The 21,793-nt window shown below is 46.7% G+C and carries 16 protein-coding genes and 1 riboswitch; of the genes, 8 read left to right on the forward strand and 8 right to left on the reverse strand.

All coding sequences use genetic code 11. The annotated features are described in order from the left end of the window. Nucleotides 1–8: 8 nt before the first annotated feature. Nucleotides 9–1,271 (reverse strand): MFS transporter, encoded by a 1,263-nt coding sequence (locus tag OF158_RS07520; RefSeq protein WP_035185028.1) that lies wholly within the window; start codon nucleotides 1,269–1,271, stop codon nucleotides 9–11. Nucleotides 1,272–1,524: 253 nt separating this feature from the next. Here OF158_RS07520 and OF158_RS07525 point away from each other — a divergent pair, with 253 nt between their 5' ends. Both OF158_RS07525 and OF158_RS07530 read left to right on the forward strand, forming a co-directional pair. Next, the gene (locus OF158_RS07525) at nucleotides 1,525–2,208 is read left to right on the forward strand and encodes a response regulator transcription factor (protein ID WP_035185026.1); all 684 of its coding nucleotides are present in this window, start codon (nucleotides 1,525–1,527) and stop codon (nucleotides 2,206–2,208) included. Next, a complete protein-coding gene (locus OF158_RS07530) occupies nucleotides 2,205–3,635 on the forward strand; it encodes a HAMP domain-containing histidine kinase (protein ID WP_017550799.1) in 1,431 nt (476 codons plus the stop codon). Before OF158_RS07525 ends, OF158_RS07530 begins: the two co-directional genes overlap by 4 nt. 147 nt (nucleotides 3,636–3,782) lie before the next feature. Here the strand turns inward: OF158_RS07530 and OF158_RS07535 are convergent, their stop codons facing one another. Beyond that, the gene (locus OF158_RS07535; protein ID WP_017550800.1) at nucleotides 3,783–4,232 is read right to left on the reverse strand and encodes a hypothetical protein; all 450 of its coding nucleotides are present in this window, start codon (nucleotides 4,230–4,232) and stop codon (nucleotides 3,783–3,785) included. Between the two features lie 298 nt (nucleotides 4,233–4,530). Here OF158_RS07535 and OF158_RS07540 point away from each other — a divergent pair, with 298 nt between their 5' ends. Both OF158_RS07540 and odhB read left to right on the forward strand, forming a co-directional pair. Beyond that, the gene (locus OF158_RS07540; protein WP_035185023.1) at nucleotides 4,531–7,365 is read left to right on the forward strand and encodes a 2-oxoglutarate dehydrogenase E1 component; all 2,835 of its coding nucleotides are present in this window, start codon (nucleotides 4,531–4,533) and stop codon (nucleotides 7,363–7,365) included. A gap of 163 nt (nucleotides 7,366–7,528) precedes the next feature. Beyond that, nucleotides 7,529–8,836 (forward strand): 2-oxoglutarate dehydrogenase complex dihydrolipoyllysine-residue succinyltransferase, encoded by a 1,308-nt coding sequence (odhB, locus tag OF158_RS07545; protein ID WP_026683484.1) that lies wholly within the window; start codon nucleotides 7,529–7,531, stop codon nucleotides 8,834–8,836. Nucleotides 8,837–8,888: 52 nt separating this feature from the next. On the opposite strand, the gene OF158_RS07550 is transcribed toward odhB, so the two are convergent. After that, nucleotides 8,889–10,373: an aldehyde dehydrogenase family protein gene (locus tag OF158_RS07550; RefSeq protein ID WP_017550804.1), complete on the reverse strand. Its 1,485-nt coding sequence runs from the start codon at nucleotides 10,371–10,373 to the stop codon at nucleotides 8,889–8,891. A 304-nt stretch (nucleotides 10,374–10,677) separates the two neighbouring features. Between OF158_RS07550 and OF158_RS07555 the strand changes: the two genes are divergently transcribed. Continuing rightward, the gene (locus tag OF158_RS07555) at nucleotides 10,678–11,232 is read left to right on the forward strand and encodes a Rok-like winged helix domain-containing protein (protein WP_225620986.1); all 555 of its coding nucleotides are present in this window, start codon (nucleotides 10,678–10,680) and stop codon (nucleotides 11,230–11,232) included. A gap of 108 nt (nucleotides 11,233–11,340) precedes the next feature. Here the strand turns inward: OF158_RS07555 and yidC are convergent, their stop codons facing one another. The 4 genes from yidC to OF158_RS07575 all read right to left on the reverse strand — a co-directional run bounded on the left by yidC (nucleotide 11,341) and on the right by OF158_RS07575 (nucleotide 15,365). Beyond that, nucleotides 11,341–12,117: a membrane protein insertase YidC gene (gene yidC / locus OF158_RS07560; RefSeq protein ID WP_035185020.1), complete on the reverse strand. Its 777-nt coding sequence runs from the start codon at nucleotides 12,115–12,117 to the stop codon at nucleotides 11,341–11,343. A 13-nt stretch (nucleotides 12,118–12,130) separates the two neighbouring features. Further along, nucleotides 12,131–12,439, reverse strand: coding sequence for a hypothetical protein (locus OF158_RS07565; RefSeq protein WP_014098428.1), 309 nt, complete (start codon nucleotides 12,437–12,439; stop codon nucleotides 12,131–12,133). 416 nt (nucleotides 12,440–12,855) lie between these two features. Continuing rightward, nucleotides 12,856–14,271, reverse strand: a complete 1,416-nt coding sequence (locus OF158_RS07570) for an ISLre2 family transposase (protein ID WP_014095747.1) — start codon at nucleotides 14,269–14,271, stop codon at nucleotides 12,856–12,858. A gap of 203 nt (nucleotides 14,272–14,474) precedes the next feature. After that, nucleotides 14,475–15,365, reverse strand: coding sequence for a YitT family protein (locus OF158_RS07575; RefSeq protein WP_014098427.1), 891 nt, complete (start codon nucleotides 15,363–15,365; stop codon nucleotides 14,475–14,477). Between the two features lie 360 nt (nucleotides 15,366–15,725). Between OF158_RS07575 and OF158_RS07580 the strand changes: the two genes are divergently transcribed. After that, the gene (locus OF158_RS07580; RefSeq protein ID WP_043052472.1) at nucleotides 15,726–17,087 is read left to right on the forward strand and encodes an IS4 family transposase; all 1,362 of its coding nucleotides are present in this window, start codon (nucleotides 15,726–15,728) and stop codon (nucleotides 17,085–17,087) included. A 181-nt stretch (nucleotides 17,088–17,268) separates the two neighbouring features. Here the strand turns inward: OF158_RS07580 and OF158_RS07585 are convergent, their stop codons facing one another. Continuing rightward, nucleotides 17,269–19,356 carry a DNA topoisomerase III gene (locus OF158_RS07585; protein ID WP_035185010.1) on the reverse strand — a complete coding sequence of 696 codons (2,088 nt, stop codon included), beginning with the start codon at nucleotides 19,354–19,356 and terminating at the stop codon, nucleotides 17,269–17,271. 204 nt (nucleotides 19,357–19,560) lie between these two features. On the opposite strand from OF158_RS07585, the gene OF158_RS07590 reads away from it, so the two are divergent. Together OF158_RS07590 and OF158_RS07595 are read left to right on the forward strand one after the other, a co-directional pair. Continuing rightward, nucleotides 19,561–20,535 carry an oxygen-dependent tRNA uridine(34) hydroxylase TrhO gene (locus OF158_RS07590; RefSeq protein WP_014098425.1) on the forward strand — a complete coding sequence of 325 codons (975 nt, stop codon included), beginning with the start codon at nucleotides 19,561–19,563 and terminating at the stop codon, nucleotides 20,533–20,535. A 380-nt stretch (nucleotides 20,536–20,915) separates the two neighbouring features. Next, on the forward strand, nucleotides 20,916–21,590 hold the full coding sequence (locus tag OF158_RS07595) for an SOS response-associated peptidase (protein WP_014098424.1): 675 nt from the start codon (nucleotides 20,916–20,918) through the stop codon (nucleotides 21,588–21,590). A 57-nt stretch (nucleotides 21,591–21,647) separates the two neighbouring features. Continuing rightward, a riboswitch (TPP riboswitch) is annotated at nucleotides 21,648–21,748 on the forward strand. Nucleotides 21,749–21,793 lie beyond the last annotated feature (45 nt).

The raw sequence follows: 21,793 nt of genomic DNA on the forward strand, positions 1-21,793 counted from the left end.
CTCCGCAATTAAGCAGGGGAAGAGGCTTCAGCACGTGATTTGTCCGGTTTCACCGCCGCAAATGTAAGCCCTGCCGCCACCAGGCAGAAACCGGCCATGATCACCATGCTGATCTCAACTCGCCCTTTCATAAAATTGGCCATAAATAACGGGCCTGCCGCCACGCCGATATAGCGCATCGAACTGTAAATGGCGCTGATCGTCCCGCGGACTTCTTTTTCAATCGACTGGTTAATCAGCGCATCCAACGGCGTAAGAGAGGCACCGATTCCGATTCCGCAAATGAGAAAGGTCCCCATTAAATAGAAAAAACGGTCCGAAAAGGAGATCTCGAGCACGGAGGCTCCGGTAATAAGCACACTGGAGAAAATAATCCATTTCATCAGTACCATGTTTTCTTTAATGATTTTCCCTGTTATAAAGGAAGAAAGGCACAGCGCCGCAAGCGGGACGGCCAAAATAAACCCTTTCTTCACGCCGTGGTAGCCGTACTGGTCTTCCAGATTGGACGACAAATAAAACAGCACCGCAAACAAAATAAACATCACGATGGCCCCGATCGCAAATACGGACGCCAGCCAGCGCCAGTGCTGGCGGAACACCTTTTTCGTATTCGATATAAATGCTTTGATTCCCGGACCCTGTTTTTCTTGTGCCGGCCTTTTGACAAGAAACAAAACAGACAGGATAGAGATCAGGCAAAAGACCGGGATGGCCGCAAAAGGCAAAAACCAGATCAACCCTGCCAGAAAGGATCCGAGAATCGGGCTCAATACTTTTCCAAATGTATTGGCCGTTTCAATAATGCCGAGGGTGGTGCTCACATCCCGGTTGCGGCGGAACATATCGCCGACAAGCGGCAATACGATCGGTGCCGCGCCGGCCGTCCCGACGCCCTGCAAAGTCCGGCCGACCAAAATAAGGGAATACGGGTGATCGAGTTGCCAGGCAGCATATGCCGAAATCGCCCCTCCGGCAGCCGTAATCGCAAGTGACGGGATAATGACCATTTTTCGGCCGTATCTGTCCGATAAAAATCCGGCAACCGGAATAAGGAAAATGGCGACAATTGAATAAAAGGTGATAATATAGCTGGATTGGACTTTGGTGATGCCCAGTTTGTCCTCCATGAGGGGAAGGACCGGAATCAACATTGAATTCCCCAGTGTCATAATCAGGGGAATGGACGATAATGCAACAATCGCCCATCTTTTTTGATGGATTTCATTGTTTTTATCGGATAAAGGTGTGTTCGTTGTCAAATGATCCATTGTCTGTATTTTCCTTTCTTCTTCTCAATGTCAGCACTCTTCTTTACTATCTGCCCAACCGAAGACATTTATGAATGGAAAAAACGGGTTTTCTTTCTCATCATTTTTTAACAAACCATTCATATCTTTTTCTTTTCATTCGGTTAGCATATAAGAAAAAGCGGATTCTCCTTGATCATGCGCTGTCCGGAGCTATAATAAGGGCAGCGGAAAAGAAAGAGTTCCGGCAAAAGAACTTCGAGGGGGAATCATCATGAAACGGATATTACTGGTAGAAGATGAAAAAAATCTGGCCCGTTTTATTGAGCTGGAGTTAAGGCATGAAGGATACGAAGTGAAAGTGGCGTATGACGGACGGGAAGGGCTGCAGTCGGCTTTGGAGGAGGACTGGGATGTGATTCTCCTTGATTTAATGCTGCCGAAACTGAACGGCCTTGAAGTATGCCGCCGCTTACGACAGGAAAAAGAAACACCGGTCATCATGATTACCGCCCGGGACAGCATTATGGACCGGGTATCCGGGCTTGACCACGGGGCGGATGATTATATTGTCAAACCATTTGCGATTGAAGAATTGCTCGCGAGGCTAAGGGCCATTTTCAGAAGGATGGAGTACGCCGAGCCCCAAAAAGCGGCGCTAACAACGTACAAGTTCCGTGACCTTGTGCTGGAAAAAGAAAGCCGGCTTGTTAAAAAGGCAGGAAAAACGATTGAATTGACAAAACGGGAATACGACTTGCTGCTTACGCTTTTGGAAAATAAAAATATTGTCATGACCCGTGAAGCACTCCTGAACAAAGTATGGGGATATGAAACCGAGGTCGAAACGAATGTTGTCGATGTGTATATCCGGTACTTGCGCAATAAAATTGATACAGAAGGCGAAGACAGCTATATACAGACAGTGCGGGGGACAGGATATGTGATGCGCGAATGAGAGCGGTAAAACACTGGCTGCAAAAAAGTTCCTTGAAAGTAAAATGGTCCGTTGGCGCAAGTATTGCGATCTTTTTAACGTTTCTGATTTTCGGTTTTTTCCAGTATACGCTGATCAGCAGATGGCTTTTGCATGAAGAGGCGACTTCGGTGTCCGAGGCGCTGGATGATTTGAACAACAAGGGGGAAAACATCGATGACATTTTATCGAACCGGACGCTCTTTCAGCAGGTGCTGGAAAAAGACCAGTCGATCCGGATTATCAATGCGGACGGAAAGGAAATGCTTGTCGTAAAAAGCATTCATTCCACCGATGCAAAAGTGCCGTTTGTGCCGGTGAACGAAAAACGGGTCAGCCTGATCCGCGCGGGCAATCATCAAATTTTAGTCGGAAGGAGCCCGTTCCGCTCCCAATCGTTCAACGGCTATATTGAAGTGATCTATCCTTTATACCGGTATGAAAATTTAATGCGGAATGTTCTGTTTGTCATGATGGTCGCCGGATGCGTGGGCTTGCTTTTGAGTGCTTTTCTCGGGTTTATGATGGCAAAAAATTTCCTCAAACCGCTGAAAAAGCTCTCTTCCACGATGCAAAGCATCCGCAAAAAAGGATTCCAAGAACGGATGGAGCCGAGCGCCTCTAAAGACGAAATGGGGGAATTGACCAATATTTTTAACGATATGATGGACCAAATTGAACAGTCGTTCCGGCAGCAGAAACGGTTTGTCGAGGATGCTTCCCATGAATTAAGGACCCCCGTCCAAGTGATGGAAGGGCACTTAAATTTGTTAAACCGGTGGGGGAAAAATGACCCTGCGATTCTTGAAGAGTCGCTCCAGGCTTCGCTGCAGGAATTAAGCAGAATGAAAAAACTGGTGGAGGAACTGCTCGATCTTTCGCGGGCGGAAGAAGCCAAAATATTGGCCAATGAGGAAAAAGCAGATCTTTTGGCGGTCACAGAAAGGGTGATCCGCAATTTTAAAATGATCCATCAGCAGTTCGACTTCAATTTTCAATATGATCCCAATCAGGCCTATGACATCCAAATGAGCGAGAACCATCTTGAGCAGGTGCTGATCATTGTATTTGATAATGCGATAAAATATTCCGACCGCATTTATAAAGTCGATATCCGCCTCAAGCAGGAAAAGGGGAGGGCCATGTTAACGGTAAAAGATTACGGCATCGGGATCCCGAAAGAAGATTTGCCGCAAATTTTCCACCGCTTTTACCGGGTGGATAAAGCAAGGAGCCGCGCAAAAGGCGGGAACGGACTCGGGCTCGCCATTGCCAAACAACTGACTGAAGGATATTCCGGCACGATAGAAGCAGCGAGCGAGGTTGGTAAAGGGACCGAGATCCGGTTTACATTCCCCCTTGTCGCAAAACAAAAAACAGGTGGAAAAGAGGGCGTTTCGAAAAAATGAAACGTTCTTTTTTCTTTTTAAAGAAAAGGTGCAGGGCCGTGTCTGGCAAGGTGCCCGCCTTTCGCCCGTGATGGGTAAGTCTTTTGATACGCAAAAAAACGGGAACTGTCAGAACCAACTGTAAGTTTTATCGAGAAGGCAGAGCCGTTAAAAATCAATGCCGACTTCTGTCATTTCATGTTCGCTTTTTTTCAGGAGCCGGATTTCCAGGATGCCATCCCGGTATTTTGCGGTCGTCCCTTTCCTGCGTACCGGGGAAGGCAGCCGTATCACCTGTTCCGAGTCCGGTTTTGGAAATGATTTTAACATGACTTGAAGGGAAGTGTGGAAGATTTTTAAGCCTGTGAGCATGCTTTCCTCCTGGATAGGGACGCGGATAAAAATAAAATCCAGTGTTTCAAATATTTCTATAGACGGGGCGCCCGTATCCGGGGAAGAGGGAGCCGGATCATCGGCCCCGTCCCCCTTTTTGAACGCGGCGCCCCATTCGTCCCATTGAGAAAGGGCTTGGTTGATATGTTCCTGTACAGGCGGAAACGGCATATTCATCATCTTGAAGATCTCTTCGGTGAACGGAAACGTTTTCCATGGGAACATTTTTCTGCTCCTTTCTGCAACGGGGATATAATAAAATATGCGGTTTTGAACAATCAGGTGAGGCAAATGCAGCATCACTTTCCGGGAAAAAAACAGAATGAATCACTATTCATGCAAATTTTTAAAAATAAGAGTTTTTAACTTTATCTATTACGCTTACAGTGCTAAAATTGAGTTTGTAAGCGTTACAGCTTTCAAAATTCTTTATCGTTACATAATTTCATGGTTCCGTTTTGGTATCCGCCAGACGAAATCATACGAAAGTGAATAAGGGACGAAGGGCTGGAGGTTTTTCAAAATGAATGCAACTACACCAAAGGGATTTTGGGAAAGTTTTTCCGGGCCTAATCTTGGGTATGTCATGGATTTATATGAACAATACCTGGAAGATCCGGAGAGCATCGACGAAGAGGCGAGAAAAGTATTTGACCAGTGGGGCGCGCCCGCTGTTTCCGAAGGCGGGAGCCCGACACAGGGGCAGGCGGATATTTCTTTCCAATTGCCGGCAAACCCGACGATTTTCAGCAAAATGGTCGCTGCCGTCAAATTGGCGGACAATATCCGGACTTTTGGCCATCTCGCAGCGGATATCAACCCGCTCCAAAAACCTGTTGGGGATGTCAGAAGAATTGAACTGGGAGAATTTGATTTAACCGAAGAAGATTTGAAAAAAGTGCCGGCATCCTTTATTTGCCCGGATGCACCTAAAAGGGTCAAAAACGGGCTTGATGCCATCAATTATTTAAAAGAAGTGTACACCCAAAAAGTTGCCTTTGAGTTTGACCATATTCACGACATGGAAGAAAAGCACTGGCTGCAACGGACTGTTGAATCGGGCAGCTTTTTCCGCGAACTCAGCCGGGAACAGAAAATCGGCATTTTAAAACGCCTTTCCGATGTGGAAGGATTTGAAAAATTTATCCACCGGACATTTGTCGGGCAAAAGCGTTTTTCCATTGAAGGGCTTGATGCGCTCGTTCCGCTGATGGAACAAATGATTATTGAAGCGGTAAAAACAGGTGTGAAAACCGTTAATATCGGCATGGCGCACAGAGGCCGCCTCAATGTGCTTGCCCATATTCTTGAAAAACCGTATGAGCTCATTTTTGCAGAATTCAAGCATGCTTCCAATAAAGATTTAATCCCTTCCGAAGGATCGATCGGCATTACGTACGGATGGACCGGCGACGTTAAATACCATCTCGGTGCGGACAGAAAAGGGCAAAACGGCGGACCGATCGGCGCGCGCATCGTACTTGCCAACAATCCGAGCCATTTGGAAGTTGCCGATCCTGTTGTCGAAGGGTATACACGCGCCGCGCAGGATAACCGGAACAAAACGGGCTATCCGGACCGCGATCCGGACCGCGCCTTTGCGATTCTTGTCCACGGGGATGCCGCATTTGCGGGGCAGGGCATTGTCGCAGAAACGCTGAACATGAGCAAACTGAACGGATACGGGACAGGCGGGACGATCCATATCATCGCCAATAACAATATCGGGTTTACGACCGAAACGTATGACTCGCGGTCAACGAAATATGCTTCCGATCCGGCAAAAGGTTATGAAGTGCCGATCCTCCATGTGAATGCGGATGATCCGGAAGCATGCGTACAGGCGGCGCTGTTTGCGTATGCTTACCGCGAAAAATTCCATAAAGATTTTGTGATCGACCTAGTCGGCTATCGTCGCTATGGCCATAACGAAATGGATGAACCGATGGTAACCAACCCGGTAATGTACCATGCAGTGCACAATCATCCGACGGTCAGGGCCATTTACGGTGAACAGCTTGCAAAAGAAGGCGTCCTGACAGCCGAAGAGGTCAAAACCATCGATGAAGCCGTCCAGAAAAAACTGCAGGCGGCTTACGAAAAAGTGCCGGACGGCGAAGCGGAACCCGATACGGCCATGGAACCCCCTGAAAATGTGAAAAAAGGTTATTTGAGCATGGAAACAGGGGTGCCGGAACAGGAACTGCGGGCTTGGAACGCTGAATTGCTCGCCTGGCCTGAAAACTTCCATGTCTTTAAAAAACTGGCGCGGATTTTGAAACGCCGCGAACACGTCTTTGACGGCAAGGGAAAAATTGACTGGGCCCATGCGGAAGCGCTCGCGTTTGCAGCCATTTTAAAAGATGGCGTGCCGATCCGGTTTACCGGCCAGGATACACAGCGCGGCACGTTCGCTCAGCGCAATCTCGTCCTGCACGACGAACAGACGGGGGAAGAATACATTCCGCACCATCATCTGTCCGGCGTTCAAACTTCATTTGCCATTTATAACAGTCCGCTGACTGAAGCTGGCGTCGTTGGCTTTGAATACGGCTATAACGTCTTTTCGCCAGATACGCTCGTCATTTGGGAAGCCCAGTTCGGCGATTTTGCAAACATGGCGCAAGTGATGTTTGACCAGTTCATTTCATCTGGCAGGGCAAAATGGGGGCAAAAATCAGGGCTTGTCATGATGCTGCCGCACGGATACGAAGGACAGGGTCCGGAACATTCAAGCGGCAGGGTGGAACGCTTCCTGCAACTGGCAGCGGAAAACAACTGGACAGTGGCAAATGTTTCGACAGCCGGCCAATACTTCCATATTTTAAGAAGGCAGGCAAAATGGCTGGCAAAAGAAGAAATCCGCCCGCTCATTCTCATGACGCCAAAAAGCCTGCTTCGCCACCCGCTGGCATCTGTAGAGCCGTCTGTACTGACGGACGGAAAATTCCACACCGTGCTGGAAGGCCCGGGTACGAAAAATACGGATGCAGTCGAAAGAATCCTGCTTTGCAGCGGGAAAGTGGCTGTAGACTTGGAAGAAAAGCTGAACAGTGCGGAAAATACCAGCTGGCTGCATACGGTAAGGGTTGAGCAAATTTATCCTTTCCCTGAACAGGAATTAAAGGAAATGTTCGCGCGCTTTAAAAACGCGAAAGAAATTGTATGGATGCAAGAGGAGCCGAAAAATATGGGTTCCTGGTCTTTCGTTGAAGCGTATTTAAGAAAGCTGGCGCCTCAGGGAGCGGAAATCCGGTACATCGGCCGGCCGAGAAGATCAAGCCCGTCGGAAGGCGACCCGGTCGTCCATAAAAAGGAACAAAACAGAATTCTGACTGAAGCCATTACCCGCCCTTAAACGGCGGCCCGCTCCTTCCAAAGGGGCGGGGGCTTCAATATGCGCAAAATAACCGCTGCTTTGCCCGCTTCATCCTGCAGCCCGCACATGCCGCGCTGCTCGGAAGATGAAGGAGGAGGCTTTGATATAAAAAAAGTGATACTTTTAAGGGAGGACAAGTGTTGTGGCTGAAATTAAAGTGCCTGAACTGGCAGAATCCATCACGGAAGGAACCATTGCACAATGGTTGAAACATCCGGGGGACCATGTGGACAAAGGTGAATATATTGTAGAACTTGAGACAGATAAAGTAAATGTAGAAGTCATTTCGGAAGAAGAGGGTGTCGTCCAGTCCCTCCTTTTTGAAGAAGGGGACACAGTACAAGTTGGCGATGTCATTGCAATTGTCGGCGAAGGAACAGGGGAAAACAGTGCAACGCCATCCGCGCCGCAAAAAGAAGCGGAAGCACCACAACCGGCACAAGCAGAGGCGCCGGCACAAACACAAGCTTTTGCTGCGGAACAGCAAAAGCCGGCGCAAACACAAGCGTCTGCTCCGGAACAACAAAAGCCGGCTCAGGAAGAAAGCGAAAGCCGCCCGATTGCTTCTCCGGCTGCCCGCAAACTGGCACGCGAAAAAGGCATTGACTTATCGCAAGTGCCGGCAGTGGATCCGCTTGGCAGGGTAAGGAAACAAGATGTGGAAACTTTCAATCCGCAAGCTGCGGCAAAAGCGCCGGCAGCACCGGAAAAACCTGCAGCTGGAAAAGTTGTGCCGGAAGAAGCCGGCAAACCGATTGAAAGAATCCGCATGTCACGCCGCCGCCAGACGATCGCAAAACGGCTCGTTGAAGTGACACAGACAACGGCGATGCTGACGACATTCAACGAAATTGATATGACAGCTGTCATGGATTTAAGAAAGCGGAAAAAAGAACAGTTCGTTAAAGATCATGACATCCGTCTCGGTTTTATGTCGTTCTTTACAAAAGCCGTGGTTGCGGGATTGAAGAAATATCCGTATGTTAATGCGGAGATTCAGGGCAATGAGCTGCTGCTGAAAAAATATTATGATATCGGCATTGCAGTATCCACAGAAGAAGGGCTTGTCGTACCGGTTGTCCGGGATTGCGACCGGAAATCGTTCGCGGAAATTGAAGCGGATATTGCTGCATTTGCCCAAAAAGCACGCGATAATAAACTTGCATTAAGCGATCTGCAGGGGGGAACCTTTACGATTACAAACGGCGGTGTCTTCGGCTCGTTGTTCTCGACACCGATTATCAACGGGACACAGGTTGGTATCCTCGGCATGCACACCATACAAAAACGCCCGGTTGCAGTCGATGGAGACCGAATTGAGATCCGCCCGATGATGTACGTGGCGCTTTCCTATGACCACCGCGTCATTGACGGAAAGGATGCTGTCGGTTTCTTGAAAACGGTGAAGACATTAATTGAAAACCCTGAAGATTTGCTGCTGGAATCTTAATAGTATGAAAGAAAAGCATCGGTTTTGCCGATGCTTTTCTTTTTGGTGCCCTTTAAGGGTTGGCAATCCAGACGCTTTTGACTTCCGTATAGTTTTGGAGTGCGTAAGAACCCATTTCACGTCCAATGCCGGATTGTTTATAACCGCCAAACGGGGAAGCGGCATCAAACACATTGTAGCAGTTGACCCAAACTGTGCCCGCACGGAGACGGTTTGCAATATAGTGCGCATTGGCCACATTTTCCGTCCAAACCCCTGCCGCAAGCCCGTACTCGCTGCTGTTGGCGCGGCTGATTACTTCATCAAGGGATTCATATGGCATGGCCGCAATAACAGGACCGAAAATTTCCTCTTTGGCGATCGTCATCTCATCACGGACATCTGCAAAAATCGTCGGTTCAACAAAGAAGCCTTCTTCACGCGGTTTTTTCCCGCCTGTTACAATTTCCGCTCCTTCATCGAGTCCTTTTTCAATGTAATTCAAAACGCGCGCTTGCTGCTCATCTGAAACAAGCGGCCCCATTTCCGTATCTTTATTGAGCCCGAAGCCCTGCTTAATCGACTGGGCGTGGGAGGCCATATCGGCAATGACATTATCAAAATGTTTCTTTTGAATGAACACGCGCGAACCGGCACAGCATACTTGCCCCTGGTTGAACATGACACCGTTTAAGGCGCCAGGAATCGCTTTCGACAAGTCGGCATCTGGCAAAATAATATTCGGGGATTTTCCGCCAAGTTCGAGCGTCACCCGTTTTAACGTTTTCGAGGCATTGGCCATAATCAGTTTTCCGACTTCAGTAGAACCGGTAAAGGCAATTTTATCTACAAGCGGGTGGTCGACAAGGGCGGCTCCGGCAGTTTCCCCAAAGCCTGGCACAATATTGACAACGCCGTCCGGGAAGCCAGCCTCGCTTACCAGCTGCGCCAAGTAAAGGGCGGAAAGCGGCGTTTGTTCAGCCGGTTTTAAGATAATCGTGCAGCCGGTCGCAAGCGCGGCACCCATTTTCCACATTGCCATTAAAAGAGGGAAGTTCCAAGGGATAATTTGCCCGACAACCCCGACCGGTTCATGGCGGGTATAGTTAAAGTAAGGGCCGTTTACGGGAATGGTCTGGCCGGTGATTTTCGTTGTCCAGCCGGCATAATACCGCATATGTTCGATGGCAAGCGGAATATCGGCATTTGCCGTTTCACGGATCGGTTTCCCGTTGTCGAGCGTTTCGAGCTGCGCCAGCGCTTCCCGGTGCTCTTCCATCAGATCCGCCAATTTATACATTAACCGGCTTCTATCGGCAGGGTTCATCCGCGGCCACGGGCCTTCGTCAAATGCTTTTCTGGCTGCTTGTACGGCACGGTCGATATCTTGTTTATCCCCTTCATAGATCGTAGCCAGCGTTTCGCCGGTAGCCGGATTCGGCGTATCAAATGTTTTTCCGGATGCACTTTCAACAAATTGCCCGTTGATGAACATTTTCTTTTTGCCCTGAAGGAAATGCTGAACCCTTTCATCCAACTGCACGGTTAATTGTTCCATTCCAACCCCTCCATTTATGTTAATTTCAAGGAGACAAGCCTCCTTATATACTTGCTTTGTGCGCCAGCCTGTCAGCGCTTACATCCATATTCTACTAAATATCAAAAATAGACGCAATAGAAATCATTCGAATAATTTGAACATAATCTGCGGAAAATCGCAAAAATTCGACATACCCCTTTATGAATAATTATTCGCTACTAATTTTCTAATAAAAAATAATTATTTTATCTTTTTATTTTACTAGTTTCATATTATAATCTATATATACATATATTTTAAGAAACGAGGGATAAAATTGACAATGAATGAGAGAATGGCACTAAAAATCCGCCTGGAGCAGCTGGAAGACGCTGAGATTCGGGTTATACAGGAATTCCAAAAAGAACGGGAAAATATTTTTAAAAGATTAAGGGAGCTGGATGAAAATGAAGGCCAGCAGGTAAAAGCATCCGGCAAACCGGAATATGTATCTTTTAATGCACTTGCGTCCGTCTCGCCGGAAACCTCAGGCGGCGAAGCCCTTACGAATGAAAGAAAGGTGCGGAAATCGCGGTCGTCAAAAAAGGGCAGGTCGGGCAAGATGAGAGAAGAGGCTATCCAAATACTAAAAAACGTTTCGGAACCGATCAGAGGGGCTGAACTGCAGCGGATGATCGAAGAAAAAACCGGCTATAAAATCGCTAATATGACCTCTTTCATGAAATCCGTCGAAAAACTCGATCCGCGTATCCGCAAACCGGACCGTGGGTTGTACGAATTTGTGAATGATACAGCAAATACGGAAGAACCGCATCAGGAAATGGAGCAAAATGAGAACTTGCCGGAGGAAAACGAGGCAGTTACTGAACAGAAGTAAACCTGTATAAAAAATCCCCGGAAACCCGGGGCTGTAAACAACATAAAAGCGGCGGGAACACATCAACTGTGACCCGCCGCTTTTTTATATTTTGATGATCAGATACAATTATGAATTGGATTCTTCCTTCGGCGGATGGGACTGATAAAATTTTTTCTGAATCAGTGTTTGTCCGATCATAAAGAGCCCGCTCACTGTCCAGTACAGCGGCAGAACCGCCGGAGCTGAAAAAGAAACAAAAAGGATCATGATCGGCGACATGAGCATCATATATTTCATTTGTTTCTTCTGTTCCTCAGGAATACCGATCAGTGAAATTTGGGCTTGGATAAAATAAATGACACCAGCGAGAATGGCCATCGGAATATCTGTTTGTCCGAGATTAAACCATAAAAAGGAGTGGGTGGCGATTTCTTTCGAGCCGCGGATCGCATAATAAAACCCCATTAAAATCGGCATTTGGATGATAATCGGCAGGCAGCCCATATTCAGCGGGTTAACGCCGTGTTTTTGATACAACCCCATCATTTCCTGCTGCAGCTTTGCCTGTTCTTCTTTCGTTTTGGCCGCTTTGATTTTTGTCTGCAGCTTATCCATTTCCGGCTTCAAAACTTTCATTTTATCCTGCATGATTTGCTGTTTTTTGAATGTATGCAGCATAAAAGGCATGAGAATCAGCCGGATGATTAACGTCAAAACAATAATGGCAATCCCGTAATCACCATGAAGCAGCTGGGCCGTTGCTTTAATGACAACTGAAAACGGGGAAACAAAATAATGATGGAAAAATCCAACGCTGTGCGTGCTGTTTGTTGAATTTGAACATGCGCTTAAAACGAACAGCAAACTGCTTAAAACCAATGTAAAACTGAAAAATCTTTTCATGAAATATCCTCCTTTAGTATATTGCACAAATCCTGTCCTTTCTGACCGGTCTTAAATCCGGTTCCGAATCAGGATCTTCAGAAGGATATGTCCGTATTCTGACGCAACTTAAAATCCAAATCGTAAAGAAATTGCACCGGCATTCCGCAGCCGGGCGGGTGTGTACAGTAAAATCCTGCATGACGGCGGCAGGCCTTGCTTCAACAAACGCTGCCGGCCTGATCACAAACCGGCTCAAATAAAGAAAACCTGCTGCCAGTACGTAAAATGACAGCGTGCAGACGGCCGGGTCATTTACAAAATCGATGATGTTTTGAATCAAAGCTATTCACTCACTTTAAAGAGATCAGTACAAAGTATACTTTAATTTTGTCTGTTTTACAATCGTAATCATCATTTTACCATACACTGCGAAAGAATCCTAATTTAAGGGAGGGGGAGGTATGTGTCAAGTTTTTCTCGACAAGGTTTAAATATCGGGTATTCCAAGACACTCTTTTTGTACACTTTCGGCTACCGTGCTTTACTTGCTCGGTGTAATTTTCGGAAAAGATGTAATATTTCCGTATAAAGATGGATAACGGGGATGTTGAGGCGCGCGAAATTCACTCGCTTTCCGCGGGCGGCCGGCGAGCCTCCTCGCTCGTACCTCGCTGCGGGGTCTCTCCTGGCTCGCTTTTCCCGCAGGAGTCTCGTAAATTTCGCGCGCCTCAACGATCAGTCCCCACTGAGCCAGGCTTAAAACGAAAGCTCTAATATTTTGCTTAAATGTCCCATTGCCGATGAACTGCTTGAATGCAGGGCAACTGATCCGTGCTTTACGCCCACTGACGGGCGTACAGGCTGCTTGAGTAGTTGAGACATCCTGATGGATTGTTTCAAGTTCCGTTGCTTTCTCTCGCTTCTTGAACGGTGTTTCAGATAGGCTTCTCTCAATGTCCCATTGAGCATGCCTTGTTTGATTTTCACCATGGCTTCTGCGCCAAGTTCACTCCAATGCATGCCCCTTTTTTTCATCCTGAAGGAGATATGCCTTTGGTTCGATTCCATCGCTCCTAGGCCTCTCGCACCTTCCGGCACGTTTTTCACCCTGTCCCTCCAGTCAAAAATGCGGTCCCAGTTTTTCAAGATATACGAACGGAATTCCTTGATTTTCTTGAGAGCCTTTTTATCCGTCAAGGTGCTTTCGTGCGTATCCAAATATAACGTGAATTGGTCCAGGTTATGCGTTCTAATCGCTTTTCTAATTTGCTCCTTGATCTCGCTCTTTCCGCCCCCAAATGTCCTTATGATGGCTTGTGCAACGTGGTAGGTATCCAGCTGGTTGAGCACCGGAAATTCCGACTGTGAGAATGCTGTTTGAAACCGTTCAGCTGTGTACCCAGCACCTCCATCACTGTTTGTAATGACTTGCGCTTTTTCGAGGGAATAGGTGTTGGCAGCTGTGGCTTGGACTTCATCCCAAAATGTCTGAATGTCTTCCGTCGTCATGATGACTGTGGGCTGACGCAGGGAGACCCTTTTTCCATTGGTTTCCCAACCTTCATAGAGAATGGCATGGCGGACTTCCATACCCTGTTTCTTTTCCAGTCCCCGGATGAATACGCCATCTGCTTCGGAAAACAGGTAGTCTACCTTCTTCCCATCAGGCAGTGAAGCAGCTATTTCCATCTCTTCTACAAGGGCCTTGTCGGCTTCCACCTGCGTTTTTCCTACGCGTTTCACCATTTCCCCTACAGTTGTATGACTAAGACTCACGGCTGTCCATTCTTTTAAAATATTCGCCACCTCCCGATAGGTGTTCTCACTTGCCAACTCTGCCACCTTTAATTCCACTAACGGGCTATATCTCCGGTGGGGTACCAGCCCCAAGCATTCATCCAAGGGATAATGTGAGTTCCCTCTCTTATCACGCATTAATGAACGTTTAAAAGTCACACTTCCAAATAGAAACTGAACGCTTCTGTTATCACTACGGCAGTACTCCCAGCCTTCCTCCAACTTCTTTTGTTTAATTGTTTTATCTAACTCCTCAAATACATCCCCAACCCATTGTGTAAAAGCCTTCTGCATCAGAAGTTTAAGCTGTTCTTCAAATTCGATAAGACTCTTTGTATCCTTTAATAATCCAGCAATTATTGATATAATATCCATGGGAAGACCTCTCTCTCTAGATGTTCATCTTGAAGTGTACAATTAGATGATAGAGCGTCTTCCCATTTTTTTCCACTCATTTGCCCCTTCGAGTAAAATTTTACACATACGAGGGGGAGTATGCCCGGGCAGCATGAAAATGGAAAAATTTTTACGCGCATATAAAACGGGACTGCCCGGATGGACAGTCCTCAGTTACGCTGTTAGTGAATGTCTTTCTTCTTAAATCTGCCGCCGCGCACTTCTGATATGTTTCCAACCGCGATAAAGGCGCTTTTGTCAAATTCTTCTACAATCGATTTCAATTTTGCTTCCTCAAGGCGGGTGATGACGCAGAAAATGACTTTTTTATTGTCTCCGGTATAAGCGCCTTCCCCGTTTAGATAGGTTACCCCGCGGCCGAGGCGGGCCATGATCGCATCACCGATGTCATACATCTCGTCGCTGATGATCCATACCGATTTGGATTCATCCAGCCCCTGTACAACCACGTCGATTGCTTTTGTGGCGATAAAATAGGTAATGACCGAATACATAGCATATTTCCAGCTGAACACAAAGCCGGCACAGGTAAAAATGAAGAGATTGAGACCGAGTATGATTTCACCGACAGAGAAAGGAAGCTTTTTGTTTAATAGAATGGCAAGCGCTTCTGTTCCGTCAAGGCAGCCACCCCAGCGGATGACAAGGCCGACGCCGATGCCAAGGATAATACCGCCAAAAACCGTACACAGCAGCAAATCATCCGTAAACACTTTTACAGGGGTCAGCAGGATGGTTGTCACCGACATGATGGAGATGCCGTAAAGGGTGGTCAAGGCAAAAGTTTTCCCGATTTGCTTGTACCCGATATAAAAGAATGGGAGATTTAAGATGAAAATAACTGGCCCCAGTTTCCAGCCGGCAAGGTGGGAAAGGATAATCGAGATGCCGGTGATGCCGCCGTCCAGAATCTGGTTCGGGACAAGGAACAGCTCGAGGGCAACCCCCATAATCATCGCGCCGAGGCTGACAAAGATAAAACGCTGGCCAAGTACCGCCCACTTATTTTTCTTCTGCCTGAATTGGGCATATGTTTTTGCCGTTTCTTCCATATTTTATCCCCTTTCCAAATGTTTTTGTGAAAAAATGTACATTTTACGCATACATAAGCCGTTCCTTTAAGAGCGGGGTTTTCCAAAGCCAAGGATTTTTCCCTGAACCGGAGAACGAAAAAATATTTACAATGAAGGACGCTCCCGATCAAACAGATGAGAAAAAGCGGTATAAATATCTATAATATAATTACTCAACTTTCGCACCTAGAAAATCATAATAAATTCAGTGCTGGCTAATGTCTATTACGTCTCAGATACAGCACTTGACAGTAAAATTAATATATGAAAAAACACCTCTACTTTTGGTATAGTTGATTTATCGAAAATCACTACCAAATAGAAGAGGTGTCTCCTACTATGATAGCGAAAAACAGCCTGAATAATCAACTACCAAATGAAATAAAATCAACATTTAAAGAGTTGAATATGTTGAAACACTTGCGAATCGCCGGTATTACGAAGTCCTTTGGTTTTTCTTGTGCCTACATTTTTCAATTGATTTTTTGTATGATCTTTGAAAACAAAAACTGGTTCAGGATGTTGGAAAGTAAGAAAGCTACAGACATTCCAGCCAAAGATACCGTTTATCGGTTTCTCAACCAATCAACGTTCAACTGGCGTCGTTTCCTCCTTTCACTGGTTGCCTCAGTGATTGGAAAAGTTTCGAAATTGACACGTCATGACCGTCCGAAAGTATTGATTTTAGATGATTCATCTTATGACCGGAACCGAAGCAAACACGTTGAGCTTCTGGCTCGCTGCTTTGATCATGCATCTCAAAAAATGCGTTTTTACAAAGGATTCCGCATGTTGACATTAGGATGGTCTGATGGCGCAACATTCCTACCCGTTGACTTCTCATTATTGAGTTCGAAAAAGAGCCAGATCAACGGCATATCCGAAAATATCGATAAACGCAGCTCCGGTTATAAGCGCCGAAAAGAAGCATTACAAACGGCACCAGAACAGATTCCTGGCATGATTGCCCGGGCGATGAATTCTGGTATCGATGCTTCCTATGTTCTAATGGATTCGTGGTTCACCCAACAACCTCTCATCAAGGAGATTACAGAACAAGGTCTTGACGTAATTGGTATGGTCAAAAAATTAAAACAACGCTATTTTGTCGATGGTAAGCGTGTTAGCCTAGATGAATTGTATCGTCTAGCTAAACCGACTAGTGGAAAGAAAGGAATCTTGCGTTCCATCCATACAACGCAGGCCAATGGCGTGCCAATTAAAGTTGTCTTTGTTCGCAACCGCAACAAGAAAAGCGACTGGTTGGCGATTTTGAGTACAGACTGTACACTGAGTGACCAGGAAATCATCCGTATTTACGGGATGCGTTGGGATATTGAGGTTTTCTTCAAAACAACAAAGTCCCTATTAAAACTACAAAAGGAATTCCAGAGTCGTTCATATGACGCGCTTATCAGCCACACGACCATTGTGTTTGCAAGGTATATTGTCTTGTCATGGCAAAACCGTTGCAGTGTAGATGACAGAACATTAGGTGGCATGTTTTATGAATTATGTGATGAAATAGATGACCTTGATTGGGCTGTTGCATTGCAGCAGTTAGTCGAGATTCTTGAAGATACTCTGGATAAAAGTAATAAGAAAATTCAACAACTGATCAAAAGTCAACTACAACAATGGATTGCGGGTCTGCCGAATTATATCAAGGTATACCTACCTGTTTCAGTCTGCGAAAGTTGAGTAATTATATTATAAGAAAGTTAAAAAGTGAATGAATATGCATTTCCATGTTGTTTAAATTTTTCCCGGCCGTTTTGAATCATGGGGAAGGGCGCGCTTTTAGGGGCCCAAATTGCCCGTATTGACCGCGAAAATGTTTATAAAAAAAGCCCGGCTCGGCCGGGCTTTTCAAATATCCAATCTATTCTTTTTCCAAGGCGGCTTTTAAAGCATCTGCCAGGCTGTTGCCGAAACTTTCCTCTTTCTTTGTGTATTTTTGCAGCAATTTCTTTTCTTCATGTTTTGACAAAGTTTTTTTCTTTTCGTCTGCTTTTTGGACAATATTGCAGTGGCGGCACTGGAAATAGACGCCGGATTTGCCGTGATGAATCTCCATCTTTTTATGGCAGGTCGGGCAGCGCCTATTTGATAGTTTCGGGCTTTTCCGCTTTGTAAACCGGCATTCCCGGTTTGAACAGACAAGCTTTTTCCCGTCTTTTCCGTTTACTTCTTTCATAAGGGAACCGCATTCCGGGCATTTTGTTCCCGTTAAATTGTGGGCGCGGTATTTTTTGTCACTCGTCCGGATTTCACGGACGAGGCGTACGGTTTCCCGGCGGATGGTTTCCAAAAACTGCTTCGGGTTGCCTTTTCCGCGGGCAATTGCTTCAAGCTGTTCTTCCCATTTGGCGGTGAGTTCCGGCGATTTTAGCTCGTCATTGACAAGGTCGATCAGTTGCTTGCCTTTCGGGGTCGGCACAAGGCGGCCGGACTCACGGCTGATCGTTTCGGAGGAGACGAGCCGTTCAATGATATCGGCGCGTGTTGCCGGCGTCCCGAGTCCGTATTTTTCCATTCTCGAAAGAATATCCGCTTCGGAATACCGTTTCGGTGCTTCGGTTAAATGCTGGCTGAGCCGGATTTGTTCCAGCTTAAATTTTTTTCCTTCTTTGATCGAAAGCAGCGTCGTATTTTCCCGCTCCTGTTCATGGTGCAAAACAGCGGTAAAACCGGCATTTTTCACGGCCATTGTCCGCCCGGTCATGGTTTTTCCGCCTGCTTGAAGTTTAAATTGGACGGTTTCATATTCATAAACCAGATAGAATAGCGCAAGGAACCGTTTTACGATCAGATCATAGATTTTCCGTTCATCGGCAGACAAATCTGATAAGGCCGGGCGTTCATCTGTTGGAATAATCGCATGGTGGTCCGTCACCTTCGCATCATTGATGACACGTTTGGCCAGTATTTTACCTTTCCGGGAAAGGACCGGCTGAACTTCTTCTTTGTATGCATCTTTCACCGCAAGCAGCCGGTCGTACATCGTATTTTCCATATCTTTCGTCAAATATTTCGAATCGGTGCGCGGGTAGGTAACGAGTTTATGCTGTTCATATAAGTTTTGCAGCACGTTCAATGTTTTTTTTGCTGTAAAACCAAAACGGTGGTTGGCATCGCGTTGCAGTTCCGTCAAATCGTAAGGGAGCGGCTGCTGCTCTTGCTTCTGTTTGCGGATCACCTCTGTCACGACGGCAGTCTGCCCGGATAAAGCCGCATGTATGGCATTTGCTTTTTGCTCGTCAAATATCCGTTTTTCGCCATGCTGGTCATACGATACTTCGAGTTTTCCGGCGAGCGCTTCAATGGTCCAGTATTTTTTCGGCACAAAAGACTGGATTTCCCGTTCGCGCTCGAGCACCATCGCCAATGTCGGCGTCTGCACGCGCCCGGCGGAGAGCGGATCGTTGTATTTCACGGTTAAAGCACGGGAGACGTTCAATCCGATCAGCCAGTCTGCTTCGCTGCGGCAAACGGCGGAGTGGTACAGATTGTCATACTGCTTTGCCGGTTTTAACTGTTTGAATCCGTCTTTAATCGCTTTATCGGTCTGGGAAGAAATCCATAACCGTTTCACCGGTTTTTTCCAGCGCATTTTTTCCAGAATCCAGCGTGCGACAAGTTCGCCTTCGCGCCCGGCATCGGTTGCGATAATGCAGTCTTTGATGTCGCTTCTTTTGCCAAGCTGTTCGATCGCTTTATATTGCGGATAGGTCTGCCGGATTGTTTTAATTTCCATTTTATCCGGAAGAATCGGCAGGTCTTCCATACGCCATTCTTTATATTTCGGATGATAATCTTCCGGCATTTTCAGTTCGATCAAATGGCCGAGCGCCCATGTCACGATATAGCGCGGCCCCTCAATATAACGTTTTTTATTTTCCGTGCAGCCGAGGACGCGCGCAAGTTCGCGCCCGACGCTCGGCTTTTCGGCGAGTACAAGCGATTTCATTGCATAACACCTTTCTTTTATTCCTGTCTGAACAAGTATAACGCATCAAACAGGATTGATAAATCATTTCGTTTCTTCTGTTTTCACAGTGAAAATTTTGAAATACAAACGGGCTTTTGGTAAAATTGTGGTTTGTAAGAGACAGTGTAACCTGAAAGCCTGCATTATATCTTGCAAATATAATTGGATAGGTGGTTATCAATAATGGAACAAACAAAGCCGTACAGAGTCTTATTGTATTACAAGTATGTTGAAATTGAAAATCCGGAAGCCTTTGCAGCCGAGCATTTGCAGTTCTGCAAAGAGACCGGTTTAAAGGGGCGTATCCTCGTTGCCAAAGAAGGGATCAATGGCACCGTTTCCGGAACGGTTGAACAAACAACCAAATATAAAGAAAAGATGCACGCCGATCCCCGGTTCCGGGACATGGTCTTTAAAGAAGATGAAGCAGATGGCCATGCGTTTAAAAAAATGCACGTCCGCCCGCGCAAGGAACTTGTTACGCTGCGGCTTGAAAAAGATATCAATCCGAATGAAAAAACGGGAAAATATTTATCCCCGAAAGAATTTCGCGAGGCGCTGCTGGCTGAAGATACCGTTGTACTGGATGCGCGCAATGATTATGAGTATGATCTCGGCCATTTCCGCGGAGCATTGCGTCCGGATATCCGCACTTTCCGCGAACTGCCGGGATGGGTGCGCGAACATAAAGATCAATTAAAAGGCAAAAGAATTGTGACGTATTGCACAGGCGGCATCCGCTGTGAAAAATTTTCGGGCTGGCTTTTGGAAGAAGGGTTTGAAGATGTCGGCCAACTGCACGGCGGGATTGTAACATACGGAAAGGATCCGGAAGTGCAGGGCGAGCTGTGGGACGGCAAACTGTATGTATTCGACGAACGGATTTCCGTTCCGGTCAATCGAAAAGAACATGTCGTTGTCGGCCGGGATTATTTTACGGGGGAACCGTGCGAACGTTATGTCAACTGCGCCAACCCGGCCTGCAACAAGCAAATTTTATGCTCGGAAGAAAATGAACATAAATATATGCGGAGCTGCTCGCATGAATGCCGTACCGTACCAAATAACTTATATGTAAAAGAACACGGCCTTACACCGGAAGAAGTGGCTGAACGGCTGCGCCGGATCGAAGAAGAAGACGCGGCGTTAAACCGGTAAACGGTGCGGCTTTTAACCTTACTATCCGAAAAGCGGATGGTGAAAAAGGGCATGGAAACCGTGCTCGCTCCCTGCCGGAACGATTCCTTGCTTCGGAAACGGCATTTTCTTGAAAGAAACAAGGCCTAAAGAGCGGAATGTGAAAAAGAGAAGAAAAACCGGGAACTGCTGCAAACATCCCAGCTCGGGGGCAGGGTTAACAAGCGGTGCGTTCCGGAACAGAGAAAGGATTTGGTGCAACTGGGCCAAATCCTTTTTATCTGCCTGTTTTTTGTGTAAAATGGGGAAAAATGGGCATCTTTGCCGCTTCATACGCGGTATGGCAGAGGATGAAAATCAGCGGGCAATATTTTCAGGATAGAAAGAAAGGCGGGATTTGGATGTGCGGGAGGTACACGTTAACGGCATCTGTAAATGAATTGGAAGAAAGGTTCCATGCCAAAGCTTCTTTTTCAAGCAGTGAATATGCCAAAAGTTATAATGTCGCGCCTTCGCAAATGGTGGCTGCCGTGATCAGCGCCCATGGGCAGTACAGACTCGGTTTTTTAAAATGGGGCTTGATTCCTTCCTGGGCAAAAGATCCGAAAATCGGGCATAAGATGATCAATGCCAGAAGCGAAACCGTATTTCAGAAACCGGGTTTCCGGGAGGCAGTGAAAAGGCGGCGCTGCCTCATTCCGGCCGATTCTTTTTTTGAGTGGAACCGAAAAGACGGCACCCGGGAGCCGATGCGGATCAGGCTTAAGAACAGGGGCATTTTTGCGATGGCCGGGCTTTGGGAAAAATGGATGGACCAGGAAGGGAATCCGGTCTTTACTTGCACGATTTTAACGACAAAGGCGAACAGGATGATGGCAAAAATTCACGACCGGATGCCGGTGATTTTACGCAGGGAAGATGAAGAAAAATGGCTGGACACATCGGTCACTGAGGCGGGCCGGCTGTTGCCACTCCTTTCGCAGTATGATGCAGACCTAATGGAAATGTATGCCGTATCTGAACGCGTCAATTCGCCGAAAAACAATTTTCCGGAGCTGTTATTGCCAAAAGATTAAATTTTTTGTTGAAATGTTGTGGCAAAAAGTTTATCATAAAGGTGACAATTTCATGAACGTAACCACAGGGGGAGCGTTAAGCTGAGAGTGAACGCCATGTTCTGACCCTTTGAACCTGTCCGGTTAATGCCGGCGTAGGGATGTGGAATTTCTTTTGTCCTCCCATGGTTCGTTATGTTCATGCATACCAAAAGGGGGATTTT

The sequence above is a fragment of the Weizmannia sp. WK01 genome (genome assembly GCF_025905465.1).
GTDB classification, from domain to species: Bacteria; Bacillota; Bacilli; order Bacillales; family Bacillaceae_C; genus Weizmannia; species Weizmannia faecalis.